Genomic DNA, 16105 nt, shown 5'->3' with positions numbered 1-16105 from the left:
TACTACCCAACCATGCATTACAAGGAGTAACACCATGGCGTACGAACTCGGTCCTCAGGACATGGAAGCCCTGCTGCTGGGGGGCGCCTTCTTCGGCAGCGGAGGCGGCGGCACCGTCATCTCCGCCCGCCGTCTGGCGGAGCAGTTCCGCGAAGGCGACTACTACCCCACCGAGCGCGTCCAGGTGGTGTCGGTGGAAGAGGCCACCGCCGGAGACACCGTGATGGTCGCCTACATGGGCGCACCCGAGGCGATCAACACCACGACCTACCCCATCGGCCCCGTGGCGGCCGCCCGCCAGGTGCAGGAACGCCTGGCCGCCCAGGGGCGCCGGCTGGCCTACGTGGCGCCCCCGGAAAGCGGGGCCCTCGGCTTCGTCGTCGCCTGCCTGGTGGCCGCCAGGCTGGGGCTGGCGGTGATCGACGCCGACGGTGCCGGGCGCGCCGTGCCGTCGCTGCCGATGCTCACCTATGCCGCCGCCGGGATAAACCCGCGGCCGGCCTTCCTGGTCAGCCAGAACGAGCTGTGCGTGGAGCTGGACGTGACGCCGCGCGGCAGCGGCGCCGGCGATCCGACGCACCAGCACGACGTGTCGGTGATCGTCGAGCAGATGACCCGGCCCATCGTCGCCGCCCCGCAGTTCGGCGAGTTCGGCGGCCTGGCCATGTGGGTCATGACCCCGGCCCAGCTGGCCGTCGCCCTGCCGATCCGCGCCACCCTGTCCCGCGCGCTGAAGCTGGGACGGGCCCTGGAATCCGGGCAGATCGGCAGCGCGGCGGCCATGATCGACTACCTGGACACCCAGCTCGGCATCGTCGCCCATGCGGTTTCCCAGCCGGGCGAGCTGGTGGCGGCCGAGGCGGACACCGTCGGCGGCTTCGATCTGGGCAAGGTCCATATCCAGGCCGGACAGCACCGCTACACCGTGGTCTACCAGAACGAATCGCTGCTGGCCTGGGACAGCGAGAGTCCCCAGCCCATCCTGCTGGCCCCCGACAGTCTGGCCTACTTCTTCGAGGGCCCGGACCAGGCGGTGTATTCCAACGGCGATCTGCTGCAGGCCGATGGCCAGCTCGCCCCCGGCGTCAGGCACCGCACCGTGACCCTGCTCGCCTGGCAGGCCGATGCCGAGCTGCGCAAGCCGGGCGGGCTGATCTTCGAGTCCTTCCGGCAGTTGCTGGCGAACCTGGGCTACCTGGGGCCCTACGTGCCGGTCGCCAGGCTGCAGCGCCGCGCCGCGGAGGCCGCGGCATGAGCGCGCCGATCCGCATCTGCGTGCTGGTCCCGGCGGCGACCGGCGCCTACGACGAGCGCATCCTGCAGGCCATCGATCCGGTGGTGCCGGCCGACGTGCGGGTGGAGATCCGCCACCTCGCCGAAGGCTATCCCTGCATCGAGAACCGCACCCACTGGCTGCGCAACGGCATGCCGGTGGTGGCGCTGGCGCGCCGCCTGGAGCAGGAGGGCTTCGACGGCATCTGGCTGACCGACTTCGACATGTGCGGCGTCGAGGAGGCCCGCGAGGTCGTCGACATCCCCATCGTCGGCGGTTTCCCGCCCTCGGCCTTCGCCGCCCTGAGCCTGAGCCAGCGCTTTTCCATCCTCACCGTGCTGCAGAGCACGCTGGCCATGCAGCGCGGCCATGTCCTGACCTACGGCCTGGAGAATTCCTTCGCCTCGATCCGCGCCGTGGACTGCAGCGTGGCCGAGCTCGCCGACCTCGACGTGGTGGTCGCCAGAACCTTCGAGCAGGCCCTGAAGGCCGTCCGCGAGGACGGCGCGCAGTCCCTGCTGCTGGGCTGCACCGGCTTCGTCGACGTGGCCGGCCGGGTCGCCGCCCTGTTGGAGGAGAGCCTGGGCACCTACGTCCCGGTCATCGATCCCAACCAGGCCGGTTTCGGCTTCCTGGTCTCCCTGGTGCGCATGCGGCTGCGCCCCAGCCGGCTGACCTACAGCAAGGTCTCGGCTCTCTAGCCTGTCGGGGAGGCTGCCATGGCCTCCCCGCCCCGGAAACCTCGACTGGCGCCCCGCTCCGGGGCGCCTCCTCCTCGCGGACGATCCTGTCCATCCAGTCGGCGTTCGAGTGGACGAAATCGACCACTGCTTTCCGCTCCGCCTCGAAATTTCAAAAAAATACTTATAAACCAATCACTTATAAATATGGAACAGACCTTGCTTCCTGGAGCGCGGACAGATATGCAAGCGCCTGCGGCGCATGGCTCTGTCCGCCGGGTGTTTTCCTCCCATGGGTGCCCCGTGATTTCCGGCACAACAGGAGAGTCGTTTCATGTGCATCAACATCGCTATCGGCAGGGAAGCAAGCACGGACAACCAGACCATGATCTGCCGTAACGAAGATGGCAGCAGACATCGCTGGAACAGGTATCTCGCCTATCGGCACGCTCCGGAGTACGCCAACCCCCTCGTCGTGCGCGATGGGAAATGGACCCTGGGCAATGGCCTGAGCGTTCCTGTCCCGGCCAGCCGGTTCGCCTACAGCGTCATGCCGAACGCCGCCGGCGCCGGGGAAGCCGAGCGCCACCTGCACGAGGGGCGCGGGATCAACGAGAACAATGTCGCCGTCTCGACGACGAGCGGCCGGGCCATGAATCTCTTGGCCAGGGCGGCCGATCCCCTGCTGGTCGAAGGCGGCGTCTCGGAAGCCGTCATCCCCACCCTGCTGCTGCCCCAGGCCCTGAGCGCCCGCCACGGCATAGAGCTGCTGGGCGGCTACATCGCCGTCCATGGCGCCAGCGAAGCCAGCGGTGTGATCGTCGCCGACCCCTTCGAGGCCTGGTACCTGGAGACCGGCTCGGCACATCACTGGATCGCGGTGAGGGTTCCCGCCGACAGCTACCTGGTCGTGGCCGGCGGCATGCGCGTCCACGACGTCGACTTCGACGGGGACGACGTGCTGCACTCGCCCGGCCTGTTCGAATTCGTCCGGGACCAGCGGCTCCTCGTCTGTCCCAACCGCCAGCGCTTCGATTTCGCCCAGGCATTCGGCGTCCCCGGCAGCGCCCACGATGCCGAGCGGATCTGGCTCGCCCAGAAGCATCTGACCCCCTCGCTGCGACAGAGGCCGCGGCGGACACGACATCCCCTGTTCCTCAAGCCGGACAGCCCGCTCTGCGTCACCGACGTCATGACGGTCTTGCGGAGCACCAGCACATGGCGGGTGTTCGAAGGCAGGAGGGAACGACCGAGCGGCCACGACCAGGTCGAAGCCAGCCACATCATCTGCCTGAACGGGGAAATGCCCACCGAACTGCAGGGGCTGATCTGGCAGACCCTGGGCTCTCCGCTGGGCACGCCCTACCTGCCGCTCTACCACGCGCTGCAGGAGATTCCCCACGAGCTGAGCCGTGGCTCGGATCCGCAGGGCGGCAACTCCGCCTACCGGGCCTTCAAGGCGCTCCTTTCGCAGGCCGGCAGCGAAACGTCCGGGGCTCTTCGCAGCCTGCAGGCCATGTGGCACGCCCAGGAGCAGGAGTTCATCTTCCAGCAATACCACCTGAAGACGATGCTGATCTCCATGTACCAGCAGTCGCCGCAGAGCGCCCTCGCCTTCGCCCAGCACTACAGCACGGGCAGCGTCCTGCAGATGGTGGAAAAGGCACAGCGCGAATGCCAGCGCCTGATGACGAACTCCACGGAGAAGCGGGACAACGCGTAGGAAGCTCCGCTCCACAGGGGCAAACCGTCCCTGGCGTCATGGCTACAGGCGGGTATCTGCACGCTCGGCACGATGCGAAACAGATCTCGATCCCGCTGGATATTTCGATGTGCGGTACGATACGGACTGGACCGGAGGCGTTCCAGCCCCCTCTGCCGTCCCGGCATGACGAACAGAAAGAGTGAAAAGAGCATTCCCCATGACCACCGAGCGACTCCGACTCACCGTGCCCCGAGGATTGCTGCACATCGTTGTCGCAGCCGTGCTCACCGCCGGCATCGCCGCGCTCGCGGCTGCTGAAGAGAGCAACTCCGTCGTCGCCTCACAGGTGAGCGCCGAGGGGCTTGGCGAACTGCGCCCCGAGGTGCACCTGACGTCGGCGAGCGGCTGGATGAACGACCCGCAGCGGCCGTTTTTCCTCGATGGCCGCTGGCACCTGTACTACCTCTACAACGAGGACTACCCGAACGGGAACGGTACCGAGTGGTACCACGTCACCTCGACCGACCTGGTGCACTGGTCCGACGAGGGTGTGGCGATCCACAAGTACACGCGCGGCGATGGCGATATCCAGTCCGGCAGCGCCATCATCGACGTGAACGACACGGCCGGATTCGGTGCCGGCGCGATCGTCGCCGTCGCGACGCAGCAACTGGATACCGTGCAGACCCAGTCGCTGTTCTACTCCATCGATGGCGGCCACACCTTCGAGCAATATGAAAGCAACCCCATCATGCGCAACCCGGCGGGCGGCGGGGACTTTCGCGATCCGAAGATCACCTGGGACGCGGAGCATTCGCGCTGGCTGATGCTCATCTCCGAGCCGCACAAGATCGGTTTCTACACTTCCGCGAACCTGAAGGAATGGAGCTACCTGTCGGGGTTCGAGCGCGATGACCTGGGCATCATGGAGTGCCCGGAGCTGTTTCGCATGTCGGTCGAGGGCGCCCCGTCGCGCACGACCTGGGTGCTGGCGACCGGCGCGAACGGCTTCAACTACGGCATGAATTCCGGGTATGCCTACTGGACCGGCGAATGGGATGGAACCAACTTCCACCCCGATCAGGCCGAACCCCAGTGGCTCGACAACGGATCGGACTTCTATGCCGCCGTCACCTGGACCGACCCACGGCAGACCGCCGAAGAGCAGCTGCATACCCGGTATGCCATCGGCTGGGCGAACAACTGGGACTACGCCCGCCGGCTTCCCGCCGGTGAGTGGGGCGGCAGCCACCTCTCGCTCGTGCGCGAGCTGCACCTGAAGAACATCGACGGCCGGCTCACGCTCAGCTCACGCCCGATCGACACGATCGGCACGCTCGAGGGCGAACAGGCCCGCATCGAGCAATTGTGGATCGGCCACGGCGAGACCTGGGCGGTGCCGCAGCCAATGAGTGCCGCGTATCGGTTGCGCGCCTCGATTGCGCAGGACCCGCTCCAGCCGGCCCGGGAGGTGCGCTTGAAGCTCAAGACCGATGGCACGCGCTTCGCGACCATCGGCTATGACTTCGCCACCGAAACGGCATTCATCGTCCGCGATCACGATGCGATCGCCGAACAACTGACTGAAGTATACCGGAGCGGGCGCACGATCCGCGTCCGGCCACGCGATGGCGTCGTCGATCTCGACCTCATCGTCGATCGCACTTCGGTCGAGATGTTCGTGAACGGCGACGAGCACGCGCTGAGCGCGGTCGTGTACGGCGCGAACGACGCGAACGGCGTCACCGCCGAGGCGTTCGACGGGCTCGCCATCATCCGCTCGATGAGCGTCGCCCCGCTCGCGCCCGCCCCGCCGGCGCGCCAGGGTGATAGTCAGCAATGAGGTCTGTACGGTCAAGCGGCGAGATTCCGAGGCCTCCAGCGTAGTAGGGTCTGCTCCAGAGTCTGTTCGACCTCGCCGATCTCACATACCTCGATGAAGCGCGTAGAGCAGGCGCTACCACCTCAACCCCCCAGGCGGGCCTCCAGGACGGTTCGCAAATGGCGCAGCCGCGACACGGCCGAGGATGCGCCCATAACAGTGGCATAAGGATCCGCAGCACTTCAAAGACGATCCTGGCCATTACTTTCCGGGACCGAACACCTGGGGCCTATTCCAGCAGGGACAGACAGCCGGCCTGGCAGGCCGCCAGGATCTCCTCGGCCAGCCCGGCATCGTCGACCGCACGGGCCAGGGCCAGCCCGCCGATCATGCCCACCGTGACCTGCAGGGCGCGCAGCCGCGCGCCGGCCGCCGTCTCCGGCATGCCGGCCTCCAGGCGGGCCACGAATGCCCCGAGCATGCGGGTATAGCTGCCGCGGATCGACGTATCCTGGCGGGCGGCATCGGTCACCAGGAAGGCCAAGGGGCATTGCATCCGGCTGCCGTCGCGGTGATCCATGCGCAGATAGTTCTCCACCAGCCGCTGCAGGCCGCCGCTGCCCGCCTGCTCGAGCAGCAGTCCGCCCTGGTGGGCCGCGACCTGGATCGCCTCGCCGTACAGCTCGGTCTTGGAGGCGAAGTGATGATAGAAGGCCCCGCGGGTCAGGCCGGCCTCGCGCATGATCGCCTCGATGCTGACCTGCTCGAAGCCTTCCAGGGCGAACAGCCGGGCTGCACTCTCCAGAATCCGCTGGCGGGTCGCTGCACGCTGCGTGACAGGCCAGGACATGGGCATTTCTCCTTGCAATGGAACGCGGGCAGGCAGTCTGCCAAAAGCGCACCCTATGTTCTTGAACATAAGGTCGTGGCCGTCAATATGCGGGTCTCTTCACCCCCAGGGAGCGCCCCATGAAGCTGCACATACTCGGCCCAGGCTTCAGCACCTTCGTGCGCAGCGTCCGGCTGTACTGCGAGGAAAAGACGCTGGAATACACCCATGGCCTGCAGGTGGACGGCAGGCCCATCGCCCTGCACGGCGCCGAACACCTGGCCCTGCACCCCTTCGGCAAGGTGCCCGTGCTGCTGCACGGCGAACGGCGGATTTTCGAAACCACCAGCATCTGCCGCTACCTCGACGCGGCCTTTCCGCAATCCTCGCTGCAGCCGCACGACCTGGCGCACCGCAGCGAGGTCGACCAGTGGTCGGCCGCGCTCGCCCTGTACGTCGACGACCGGCTGATCCGCCGCTACCTGCTGCTGGTCGCCTCGCCGCTTTCCCCGCCCCGTCCGGTCGATCCGGCCGCGCTGGCCGCGGCCGAGCCGGCGGTCATCCAGACCCTGGACCTGCTCGCCCGGCAACTCGGCGAGCGTGCGTTCTTCTGCGGCGCACAGTACAGCATGGCGGATGCTCTGCTCACGCCCATGCTGGACTATCTGCAGCAGCTGCCCCACTCGGCCGTCTGGCTGGAGCAGCAGCAGAACCTGCATGCCTACCTGCAGCGCATGCGCCTGCGCCCCTCGGGGCAGGCGGTCCTGGGGCGACCCGACAGGGATCGCGACCTGGCGTGAAGCCGGCGCGACCCGCGCCGCCTGCCACTGCGCTCGGCGGTACGGCACTGGCCGGGATGGCGCCTCGCGCCATCCCCACCCTTCTCACTCCACCGTCACGCTCTTGGCCAGGTTGCGCGGCTGGTCGACGTCGGTGCCCTTGAGCACCGCGACATGGTAGGAGAGCAGCTGCAGCGGCAGGGTGTAGAGGATCGGCGCGAGCTGGTGGTGGATGTGCGGCATCTTCACCAGGCGGGTGCCCTCGCCGTTGTGGATGCCGGCCTCGCCGTCGGCGAAGACGATCAGCTCGCCGCCGCGGGCGCGAACCTCCTGCAGGTTGGACTTGAGCTTCTCCAAGAGCTCGTTGTTCGGCGCCACGGTGACCACCGGCATGCTCGCGTCGACCAGCGCCAGCGGGCCGTGCTTGAGCTCGCCTGCCGGGTAGGCCTCGGCGTGGATGTAGGAGATCTCCTTGAGCTTGAGCGCGCCCTCCATCGCCACCGGATACTGGGCGCCGCGGCCGAGAAACAGGCAGTTGTTCTTGTCGGCGAAGAATTCGGCGATCTGCTGGATGGTGGCGTCCATCGCCAGCGCCTCGTCGAGGCGCGCCGGCAGGCGGCGCAGCTCCTCGACCAGCCCGGCCTCGACGCCGGCGGCGAGGCTGCTGCGCGCCTGGCCGAGGGCCAGGGTCAAGAGCAGCAGGGCGACCAGCTGGGTGGTGAAGGCCTTGGTCGAGGCGACGCCGATCTCCGGGCCGGCCTGAGTCAGCAGGCTGAGGTCGGACTCGCGCACCAGCGAACTGGTGCCGACGTTGCAGATCGCCAGGCTGGCCAGATAGCCGAGGTCCCTGGCGCTGCGCAGGGCGGCCAGGGTGTCGGCGGTCTCGCCGGACTGGGAGATGGTGACGAACAGGCTGTCCGGCTGCACCACCACCTTGCGATAGCGGAACTCGCTGGCCACCTCGACCTGGCAGGGAATCCCGGCCAGCCCTTCCAGCCAGTAGCGGGCGACCATGCCGGCGTGGAAGCTGGTGCCGCAGGCGACGATCTGCACGTTCCTCACCCGGCCGAACAGCTCGGCGGCCTGCGGGCCGAAGGCCTCGACCAGCACGTGGTTGGCCGCCAGGCGGTTCTCCAGGGTACGGCGCACCACGGTCGGCTGCTCGTGGATCTCCTTGAGCATGAAGTGGCGGAACTCGCCCTTGTCGGCGGCTTCGGCGCCGTCGCGGTACTGCACCGCCTCGCGCTGCACGGGATTGCCATGCACGTCCCAGATCCGCACGCCGTCGCAGCGGATCTCGGCGATGTCGCCCTCCTCCAGGTAGACGAAACGGTCGGTCACCTGGCGCAGGGCGAGCTGATCGGAGGCGAGGAAGTTCTCGCCGTGGCCGAGGCCGATCACCAGCGGGCTGCCGCTGCGCGCGGCGAGCAGGCGGTCCGGCTGCCCGGCGCCGACCACCGCCAGGCCGTAGGCGCCGTGCAGCTCGGGAATGACGGCCTTGAGCGCGGCGGTGAGGTCGGCGGTTTCCTGCAGCTTGTGGTGCAGCAGGTGGACGATGACCTCGGTGTCGGTATCCGACTCGAAGCGGTAGCCGAGGCCCTGCAGGCGCTCGCGCAGCTGCAGGTAGTTCTCGATGATGCCATTGTGCACCACTGCCACCTCGTCGGCGGAACAGTGCGGGTGGGCGTTGCGCTCCAGCGGCGCGCCGTGGGTGGCCCAGCGGGTATGGGCGATGCCCAGGCGCCCGCTCAGCGGCTCGACCTGCAGGGCCTGCTCCAGCTCGGCGATCTTGCCCGAACGCCGGCAGCGGGCGAGCTTGCCCGCACCGTCGATCACCGCCACGCCGGCGCTGTCGTAGCCCCGGTACTCCAGGCGCTTGAGGCCTTCCAGCAGGATGGGGGTGATGTTGCGTTCGGCGATGGCGCCAACGATTCCGCACATGGTCGGTTCTCCTTCAGGCGGGTACGGCGACGCAGACCAGCTCCACGCCATGCGCCGCAATCTGTTCGCGCGCCTCGGGCAGGAGGCGCTCGTCGGTGATCAGGGTGTGGATGCTGCGCCAGGGCAGCTCCAGGTTGGGCATCCGCCGGCCGACCTTGTCGGACTCAAGCATGACGACGACTTCCCGGGCGACCTCGGCCATGACCCTGGACAGGCCGAGCAGTTCGTTGAAGGTGGTGGTGCCGCGCGCCAGGTCGATGCCGTCGGCGCCGACGAACAGCTGGTCGAAGTCGTAGGAGCGCAGCACCTGCTCGGCGACCTGGCCCTGGAAGGACTCGGAATGCGGGTCCCAGGTGCCGCCGGTCATCAGCAGCACCGGCTCGTTCTCCAGCTCGCGCAGGGCGTTGGCGACGTCGAGGGAATTGGTCATCACCACCAGGCCGCGCTTGTGGGCCAGCTCGGGGATCAGCGCCGCGGTGGTGCTGCCGCTGTCGACGACGATCCGCGCATGCTCGCGGATGCGCGCCGCGGCGGCTTTGGCGATCGCCTGCTTGCAGGCGGACAGCGGTCGGTCTTCGGCCAGCTCCTGCGGCAGCGGCACCGCGCCGCCGTAGCGGCGCAGCAGCAGGCCGTTCTTCTCCAGGGCGGCGAGGTCCTTGCGGATGGTGACTTCCGAGGTCTCGAAACGTCGGGACAGCTCATCCACGCTGACCTCGCCCCGTTCGGCGAGCAGGGCGAGAATGGCATGGCGGCGTTGCGGTGTGTTTCGCTTCGACATCTAAAAACTTTCGTTTCGAAATAACGGATGATCGAATGAAAGCCCGCCAGCGCCTGCAGGTCAAGCGGAAACCGCCAAGCGGAACGGCGTGCGGGAGGGAAAATGAGACCGGCGGGACCGTCGCGGGTTCTCGCGCCGACGCGCGAGGACCCGCACGGCGGGGGGACGGAGCGTTACTTCTTGATCTTTTCCGGGCGCTTCCAGCCTTCGATGTTGCGCTGGCGGCCGCGCCCCAAGGCCAGGTTGTCGGCCGGCACGTCCTCGGTGATCACCGAGCCGGCGCCGGTGGTGGCGCGGTCGCCGAGGGTGACCGGGGCGACCAGCGCGCTGTTCGAGCCGATGAACACGTCCTCGCCCATCAGCGTCCTGAACTTGTTGGCGCCGTCGTAGTTGCAGGTGATGGTGCCGGCACCGATGTTGGTGCGCGCGCCGATCTCGGCATCGCCCAGGTAGGACAGGTGCCCGGCCTTGGCGCCCTCGCCCAGCACGGCGTTCTTCAGCTCGACGAAGTTGCCGACGTGGGCCTTGGCGCCCAGCACCGCACCCGGGCGCAGGCGGGCGAAGGGGCCGCAGTCGGCGCCCTCGCCCAGCTCGGCGCCCTCCAGGTGGCTGTTGGCCTTGACCTGGGCGCCCCGGCGCAGGGTGCTGTCCTTGATCACGCAGTTCGGGCCGATCTCCACGCCGTCCTCGATCGTCACCCTGCCCTCGAGAATCACGTTGACGTCGATCAGCACGTCGCGGCCGACGCTAACCTCGCCGCGCACATCGAAACGCGCCGGATCGCGCAGGGTCACGCCCTGGGCCATCAGCCTCCGCGCGGCGCGCAGCTGGTAGTGGCGCTCGAGCTGGGCGAGCTGCAGGCGGTCGTTGGCGCCCTGCACCTCCATGGCGTCCTGCGGCTGCTCGGTGGCGATCGTCAGGCCGTCGGCCACCGCCATGGCGATCACGTCGGTGAGGTAGTACTCGCCCTGGGCGTTGTCGTTGGACAGCCGCCCCAGCCAGTCGGCCAGGCGCGCGCCGGGCACCGCGAGGATGCCGGTGTTGCCTTCGCAGATGGCGCGCTGCTCGGGGCTGGCGTCCTTGTGCTCGACGATGGCGACGACCTGCCCGGCGGCATCGCGGATGATCCGCCCGTAGCCGGTGGGGTCGACCAGGTCCACGGTGAGCAGGGCCAGGCGGTCGGGGCCGACCTGCGCCAGCAGGCGCTGCAGGGTGTCCGCCTCGATCAGCGGCACGTCACCGTAGAGGATCAGCACCCGCTCGGCGGACAGCGCCGGCAGCGCCTGGGCCACGGCATGCCCGGTGCCCAGCTGTTCGGCCTGCAGGACGAAGTTCAGGTCGTCCGCCGCCAGTCGCTCGCGCACCCGTTCGGCACCGTGCCCGATCACCACGTGGATGCCCTGCGGCGCCAGCTGGCGAGCCGTGGCGACGACATGGCCGAGCATCGAGTTGCCGGCGACCGGGTGCAGGACTTTCGGCAGGGCGGAACGCATGCGCGTGCCCTGGCCGGCGGCGAGGATGACGATATCGAGGGACATGGAAAGGATCCTGACATGGACGGAGTGAATGAAGCCTCGGCGAAACCCGGCGCACGGGCAAGGGCGACCGGGCTCCGACTGTGCCCAGTGCGGCCGGCGCTTTCAAGACACCCGGGCACAAAGCCGCGAGCGCCGCCCGAAACGCGGCGCTGTACGGCTCAGACAGCGCTCACTGCCGGCAGTGCGCCGGCGGCAGCACGTCCTGGGCGGCCTGGCGGGTCATCGCGGCCAGTTCGCCGGCGTTCCTCGCATTGAACACCCGACCGCCGGTGGCCTGGGCTAGGCAGTTGCCGGCGCCGGTGCCGGCGATGTCGACCACGTTGATCTTCAGGTGCGGCTTGCGCCGCGCCAGGTCGCGGGCCACCGCGCAGGGGTCCTGGTGGCAGCTCTCCTCGCCGTCGGAAACCACCACCATCACCGACTCGCGGTTGACGCCGTCGAGCATCTGTCCGGCCTTGGCGACGCCGTCGGCCAGCGGCGTGCCTTCCACCGGCTCGATGGAGTTCAGCCGCGCCAGCAGGCCGCCGCGCTGGGCCGGGGTGAAGAAGCCCATGCTGCGCGAACTGGGGCAGCGTTCGATCAGTACCAGGCCGGCGCTGACGTCGCTGGGCAGGCGCTGCACAACCGCGGTGGTCGCCTGCTTGGCCGCGGTGATGCGCTTGGGCTCGCGGTACAGGTGGCCGGTGGTGTCGATCCCCGGGTTGCCGCCCAGCAGCACGCGCGCGGCGATGTCGGTCATGCCCTGCATCATCACCGCCCGGTCGATCTCCTGCTTGGTCGCCAGCAGGCTGATGTCCATCGAGCCGGAGGCGTCGAAGACGATGGCCAGCTCCGGCGCCAGCTCCTTGGGCCGCTCCTCCGGGCAGAGGTTCTTGGCGTTGGCGATCAGCTGCTGGCGGCACTGCTGCTTGAGCTTCGCCTCGACCTCGGCGCGCAGCGTCGGGTTCTGCTTGACCTGCGGGTCCTGGCTGAGCAGCTGCTGCAGGGCGTTGCAGTTGCTGCCCGCGGCGACGATGCGCTTGTGCGCCAGCTCGACCGGGTCCGGCTTGGGCTCCGGTTTCGGTTCCGGCTTGGGTGCCGGCTTCGGCTCGGGCTTGGGCTCCACCTTGGGTTCGGGCTTGGGCGGCGCCACCGCCTCGACCTTGGGCTCGGGCTTCACAACAGGCACCGGCGGGACCACAGGTTCGGGTTCCGGTTTTTCCTCGGCCGGCACCGCAGGCTCGGGCTTGGGCTCTTCGGCCGGCGGCGGGACTTCCGGCGCGGGCGGCTCCTCGGGCTTTTTCGGCTCCTCGACCGGCGGCCTGGGTTCTTCCTGGACGGCCGGCGGCTCGGTCGCGGCGAGCGGCTCAAGCGGCGGCTCCTCGCGGCCGAGCAGCCACCACCAGAGGCCGGCGAGCAGGGCCAGGAGCAGCAGCAGCAGGAGCAGCCAGGGCCACCAGCGGCGCTGCGGCGCCTCGGCCGCCAGCAGGGGCGCCGCGGCGCCGGCCGCCGCAACCGCCGCCGGTCCCGGCAAGGTGCCCGGCGGGAGCGGCGCGGCGGGCGGCTCGCCGCCGCCCCAGAAGGTCACCAGCGGCTGGCCGTTCAGCGCGTAGAGGGTGGTGGTGTCCGGATAGCGCGCGGCCTGGCGCAGCAGTTCGGCCTGGCGACGGCCCTCCTCGCCCTGCCCTTCGAGACGCCCGGCCAGCTCCGTGATGGAAGCCAGGCGCTCCTCCAGCAGCTGGCGGACCTGCCGCGCCTCCTGCGGCGCCAGTTCGTCAAAGGGTACCGGCTGGCCGCCGAGGTCCGAGTACCACTCGATGACGTCGCCTTCGGCCTGCCTGGGTTTGGCGAACAGGGCCGCCGTGCTCGGCGGCAGGTGGCGGCGCAGGATGGCCGCCAGTTCCGCGTGGCCGGCCAGGGCGTCGGCCGCGCTGCGCCCGGCGCTGGATAAACGGGTGATTCGCTTCATGGTCGCCTCTATCCAGCCCTAGCGCAGGCCCAGGTCGCTTTCCAGGCCGGCCAGCCGGGTGCGCAGCTTCTGCAGCTCGTACTGCTTCTGCGCCACGGCCGCGTTGTCGTTCTGGCGGTTGAGGCTGGCCATGTCCTTTTCCAGCGCGGCGATCTCGTTCTGCATGCGCTGATTGTTGCCGGTCTTCTGCTTGAGCTCGGCGAGCAGCGCGTTCATCGCCTTGTTGAGCGCGGCGTATTCGCTGCGCTGGCGGTCCAGCTCGCGGCCGACCTCGCTGCGCTCCTTGTCGAGGGCGGCGTAGGTGTCGCGGAACAGCTGGTTGGTCCGGCGCTCGTCGAGCAGGATCTTCTCCTTCTGCTCGATGCGCTGGGCGTAGCCGCCGTGCATGTTGCAGCCGAACTTGGTGGCGAAGCCGGCGTCGACGTTGCGCGGGTCGCATTCCTGCGGGCTCACCGCGCAGGCGCCGAGCGACAGGCTGGCGACGGAAAGGGACAGGACTCGGAAAAATCGGTGCATGGCTCAACCCAGGCGGATGGCGGAACGTTGTCGGTAGAGCTGGTCGATCTCGGCTTCGAGGGCATTAATCTGCCGCTGCATGCTGTTGATCTCGGCGTTCAGGGTGTCGATGCGCGCGGCGCTGGCGGTGCCGCGTTCGGCGGCGGCCACCTTGCGCCATTCCTGCTGCCGGGTGCGGGCGTTGGCCAGCTTGTCGCGCAGGAACCCCAGGTTGGCGTCGACCTTGGCCAGGCGCTGCTGGGCATGGGCCCTCTGCACCCGGTTGGCAGCGATATCGCGCTGGATCATGGCGATGCTCTGGCGGTCGTCGGCAATCACGTTGCGTGCGGTGCGGCTCAGGTCCTGCAGCTCGCGGTTGTCCTTGCGCACGTCGGCGATGGCCACGTCGAGGCGCTGTTCGGCGTTGGCGTACTGACTGCGACGCTGGTCGAGGTAGTAGTTGGCGCCCATGCCGGCCCCGCAGCCGACCACCGCCGCGGCAGCCATGCACTCGCCCTTCTTGTCCGGGTTGGCCAGCTGGCAGGCCAGCACGCCGACCACCGCGCCGCCGGCGCAGGCCTGCCAGCCGGACTTGCTGAAAAAGCGCGCCGAGCTGCTGTTGGACAGCCGCGGGTCGGTCTGTCCCATGCCCATGCCGGGACCGTCCAGGGTCTCGCAGCCCGCCAGCAACAGGGCGAGCGCCGCCCAAGCGATCCGTTTAGCCGTGAACGAGGCCACCTTCATGTCTAGTCTCGCTGTCTCCGATCAGAGGGATTTGCAGGATTGCAGCCAGTGGGCACGCGCCACCTTGCCGTCTTTCAGGTAGGTGCGCAGGTTGTTCCAGTGGGTATCGAGGTAGCCGCGCAGGTTGCTCTTGCCGCGTGCGGCCAGCTGTTGCGCGACCAGGCCGATCTGGGGTTCGACGGTCGCCTGGCTATAGTTCAGGGCCGTGCCGACCACGCTGTCGGCGTAGTAGTTGAGCATGAAATCGAGCACCTTGCGATGACCGTCCAGCTGCTCCCGGCGCGCCTCGCAGCGGGCCTTGGGCTCCGTGCCGCCGGTGCCGCAGCTGCGACTGTAATTGCCTTCGAGGGTGTCGAGGAAGAGCCCGTCGTCCTTGAGCTTGGTGCACAGGAAGGCGCCCAGCTGCAGCTCGGAGCGGATCGCCTGGTCGCGCTGCTCGTCGCGCGCCTGGGTGTTGGCGCGCAGGTCGCTGCGCAGCTTCTCCAGCTGCTGCTTGAGCGCGTCGTCCTGCACGTCTTTGGCAATGCTGGCGATCTCGCTCGCCGGGTCCCGGCCGGCCGGCCGCGCGCCGGCTTCGTCCCGGGTCTCGGGGCGGGTCACGCCGAGCTTCTTCCAGTCGGCCTCGACCTGCCTGATCCGCTCGCGGGAGGTCAGCGCCGGCGCCACCAGGGCCGGGCGGAAGCCGCCGGTCTTCAGGCGATTCTGCGCGCTGCCGTCGGCGGCGTAGTAGGGCTGCTCCTGGCGCAGCGCGGTGCGCAGCTCGGCCTGCGGGGTCAGGTAGTTGCCGCCGCGCAGGATGTAGCCGCCGGCCTGGCCGTGCTGGCGGTCCAGCTTGTTCAGGTGGAAGGGTTCGAAGAGCATCTCGTCGACGTTGCCGAGCACGTCGTGCAGGCCGAGCGGGTTGGGCTTGAGCAGGCCGGCCAGCTGCAGCTTGCCGTTGGCCGACTGCGCGCCGGCGAACCAGGCGTAGGCCTCGATGCCCTCCGGCATCGGGAAGCGGGTGTCGCGGAACTCCGCCTGGGACACCGCCAGGCCGCCGCGCGCGGCGAACTCCCACTCGACCTCGGTGGGCAGGCGCAGGAAGCCGGCCACGCCGTCTTCCCTGGGCAGCTTGTCCGGGGCGTTCTGGCGCAGCCAGAGGTTGTAGCGGTCGGTGAAGGCGACGGCGTCGAACCAGCTCAGCCCGGTCTTCGGCAGGCGCAACTGGGCCGCGGGCTCGGGGCACTGGCCGTCCATCACCGCGCGGTACTGCAGCTCGCTGACCTCGTACTTGGCCAGCAGGTAGTAGCGCCCCGGCTCGGGCTTGCCGACGCTGAAGCTGCCGGCGATGTGGGTCGGCCGCGCCTGCTCCAGATAGCCCCACTCCTCGCTGTCCTGACCCAGGGTGATGGCGTAGTCGTCCAGCGGGCTGGCCATCGGCACGCGCACCTGGCGCCAGGCCATGAAGCCGCCGCAGGGCATCGGCAACAGCACGTCGTCCTTCTGCGGCTGGGGGTTGTAGTACTTCGCGTCCCAGGCCGCGGCGGCCGGCAGGCTGGCCAGCGCCGCCGCCAGTCCCAGCGCCGCGGCCGGC

The 16105-nt window shown here is 69.0% G+C and carries 13 protein-coding genes; 5 read left to right on the top strand and 8 right to left on the bottom strand.

Annotated features, from left to right (window positions below; all coding sequences use genetic code 11):
- The first annotated feature begins 34 nt into the window (after positions 1-34).
- The 4 genes from GCU53_RS12870 (at position 35) to GCU53_RS12855 (ending at position 5501) form a co-directional block, all read left to right on the top strand.
- Positions 35-1255 carry an S-methyl thiohydantoin desulfurase domain-containing protein gene (locus tag GCU53_RS12870; protein WP_152387965.1) on the top strand — a complete coding sequence of 407 codons (1221 nt, stop codon included), beginning with the start codon at positions 35-37 and terminating at the stop codon, positions 1253-1255.
- Positions 1252-1974: an aspartate/glutamate racemase family protein gene (locus GCU53_RS12865; RefSeq protein WP_152387964.1), complete on the top strand. Its 723-nt coding sequence runs from the start codon at positions 1252-1254 to the stop codon at positions 1972-1974. The genes GCU53_RS12870 and GCU53_RS12865 overlap by 4 nt, the downstream gene beginning before the upstream one ends.
- A gap of 313 nt (positions 1975-2287) precedes the next feature.
- On the top strand, positions 2288-3676 hold the full coding sequence (locus GCU53_RS12860) for a C69 family dipeptidase (RefSeq protein WP_152387963.1): 1389 nt from the start codon (positions 2288-2290) through the stop codon (positions 3674-3676).
- A 199-nt stretch (positions 3677-3875) separates the two neighbouring features.
- Positions 3876-5501 (top strand): glycoside hydrolase family 32 protein, encoded by a 1626-nt coding sequence (locus GCU53_RS12855; RefSeq protein ID WP_152387962.1) that lies wholly within the window; start codon positions 3876-3878, stop codon positions 5499-5501.
- Positions 5502-5769: 268 nt separating this feature from the next.
- On the opposite strand, the gene GCU53_RS12850 is transcribed toward GCU53_RS12855, so the two are convergent.
- Positions 5770-6330 carry a TetR/AcrR family transcriptional regulator gene (locus tag GCU53_RS12850; RefSeq protein WP_152387961.1) on the bottom strand — a complete coding sequence of 187 codons (561 nt, stop codon included), beginning with the start codon at positions 6328-6330 and terminating at the stop codon, positions 5770-5772.
- A gap of 119 nt (positions 6331-6449) precedes the next feature.
- On the opposite strand from GCU53_RS12850, the gene GCU53_RS12845 reads away from it, so the two are divergent.
- Positions 6450-7109: a glutathione S-transferase family protein gene (locus tag GCU53_RS12845; protein WP_152387960.1), complete on the top strand. Its 660-nt coding sequence runs from the start codon at positions 6450-6452 to the stop codon at positions 7107-7109.
- Between the two features lie 84 nt (positions 7110-7193).
- Here the strand turns inward: GCU53_RS12845 and glmS are convergent, their stop codons facing one another.
- From glmS to GCU53_RS12810, 7 genes are all read right to left on the bottom strand, one after another.
- On the bottom strand, positions 7194-9029 hold the full coding sequence (glmS, locus tag GCU53_RS12840; protein ID WP_152387959.1) for a glutamine--fructose-6-phosphate transaminase (isomerizing): 1836 nt from the start codon (positions 9027-9029) through the stop codon (positions 7194-7196).
- A 13-nt stretch (positions 9030-9042) separates the two neighbouring features.
- On the bottom strand, positions 9043-9807 hold the full coding sequence (locus tag GCU53_RS12835; protein ID WP_152387958.1) for a DeoR/GlpR family DNA-binding transcription regulator: 765 nt from the start codon (positions 9805-9807) through the stop codon (positions 9043-9045).
- 173 nt (positions 9808-9980) lie between these two features.
- Entirely contained in the window at positions 9981-11345 is a 1365-nt protein-coding gene (gene glmU, locus GCU53_RS12830; RefSeq protein ID WP_152387957.1) for a bifunctional UDP-N-acetylglucosamine diphosphorylase/glucosamine-1-phosphate N-acetyltransferase GlmU, read from the bottom strand.
- A gap of 169 nt (positions 11346-11514) precedes the next feature.
- On the bottom strand, positions 11515-13293 hold the full coding sequence (locus GCU53_RS12825) for a VWA domain-containing protein (RefSeq protein WP_152387956.1): 1779 nt from the start codon (positions 13291-13293) through the stop codon (positions 11515-11517).
- An 18-nt stretch (positions 13294-13311) separates the two neighbouring features.
- A complete protein-coding gene (locus GCU53_RS12820; protein ID WP_152387955.1) occupies positions 13312-13809 on the bottom strand; it encodes an ATP-binding protein in 498 nt (165 codons plus the stop codon).
- A 3-nt stretch (positions 13810-13812) separates the two neighbouring features.
- The gene (locus tag GCU53_RS12815) at positions 13813-14532 is read right to left on the bottom strand and encodes a hypothetical protein (RefSeq protein WP_152387954.1); all 720 of its coding nucleotides are present in this window, start codon (positions 14530-14532) and stop codon (positions 13813-13815) included.
- Between the two features lie 21 nt (positions 14533-14553).
- Positions 14554-16092, bottom strand: a complete 1539-nt coding sequence (locus GCU53_RS12810) for a formylglycine-generating enzyme family protein (RefSeq protein WP_208845514.1) — start codon at positions 16090-16092, stop codon at positions 14554-14556.
- Positions 16093-16105 lie beyond the last annotated feature (13 nt).

Origin of the sequence: Azotobacter salinestris (genome assembly GCF_009363155.1) — a bacterium.
Classification (GTDB): domain Bacteria; phylum Pseudomonadota; class Gammaproteobacteria; order Pseudomonadales; family Pseudomonadaceae; genus Azotobacter; species Azotobacter salinestris.
Note: the sequence above shows the minus strand (reverse complement) of the source record. Positions and strands in the feature narration are given on the sequence as shown.

What these genes read in the sequence shown, in the direction of transcription:
- GCU53_RS12870 (WP_152387965.1), top strand. Translation starts at nt 35, where the DNA reads ATGGCGTACGAACTCGGTCCTCAGGACATGGAAGCCCTGCTGCTGGGG.
- GCU53_RS12865 (WP_152387964.1), top strand. Translation starts at nt 1,252, where the DNA reads ATGAGCGCGCCGATCCGCATCTGCGTGCTGGTCCCGGCGGCGACCGGC.
- GCU53_RS12860 (WP_152387963.1), top strand. Translation starts at nt 2,288, where the DNA reads ATGTGCATCAACATCGCTATCGGCAGGGAAGCAAGCACGGACAACCAG.
- GCU53_RS12855 (WP_152387962.1), top strand. Translation starts at nt 3,876, where the DNA reads ATGACCACCGAGCGACTCCGACTCACCGTGCCCCGAGGATTGCTGCAC.
- GCU53_RS12850 (WP_152387961.1), bottom strand. Translation starts at nt 6,330, where the DNA reads ATGTCCTGGCCTGTCACGCAGCGTGCAGCGACCCGCCAGCGGATTCTG.
- GCU53_RS12845 (WP_152387960.1), top strand. Translation starts at nt 6,450, where the DNA reads ATGAAGCTGCACATACTCGGCCCAGGCTTCAGCACCTTCGTGCGCAGC.
- glmS (WP_152387959.1), bottom strand. Translation starts at nt 9,029, where the DNA reads ATGTGCGGAATCGTTGGCGCCATCGCCGAACGCAACATCACCCCCATC.
- GCU53_RS12835 (WP_152387958.1), bottom strand. Translation starts at nt 9,807, where the DNA reads ATGTCGAAGCGAAACACACCGCAACGCCGCCATGCCATTCTCGCCCTG.
- glmU (WP_152387957.1), bottom strand. Translation starts at nt 11,345, where the DNA reads ATGTCCCTCGATATCGTCATCCTCGCCGCCGGCCAGGGCACGCGCATG.
- GCU53_RS12825 (WP_152387956.1), bottom strand. Translation starts at nt 13,293, where the DNA reads ATGAAGCGAATCACCCGTTTATCCAGCGCCGGGCGCAGCGCGGCCGAC.
- GCU53_RS12820 (WP_152387955.1), bottom strand. Translation starts at nt 13,809, where the DNA reads ATGCACCGATTTTTCCGAGTCCTGTCCCTTTCCGTCGCCAGCCTGTCG.
- GCU53_RS12815 (WP_152387954.1), bottom strand. Translation starts at nt 14,532, where the DNA reads ATGAAGGTGGCCTCGTTCACGGCTAAACGGATCGCTTGGGCGGCGCTC.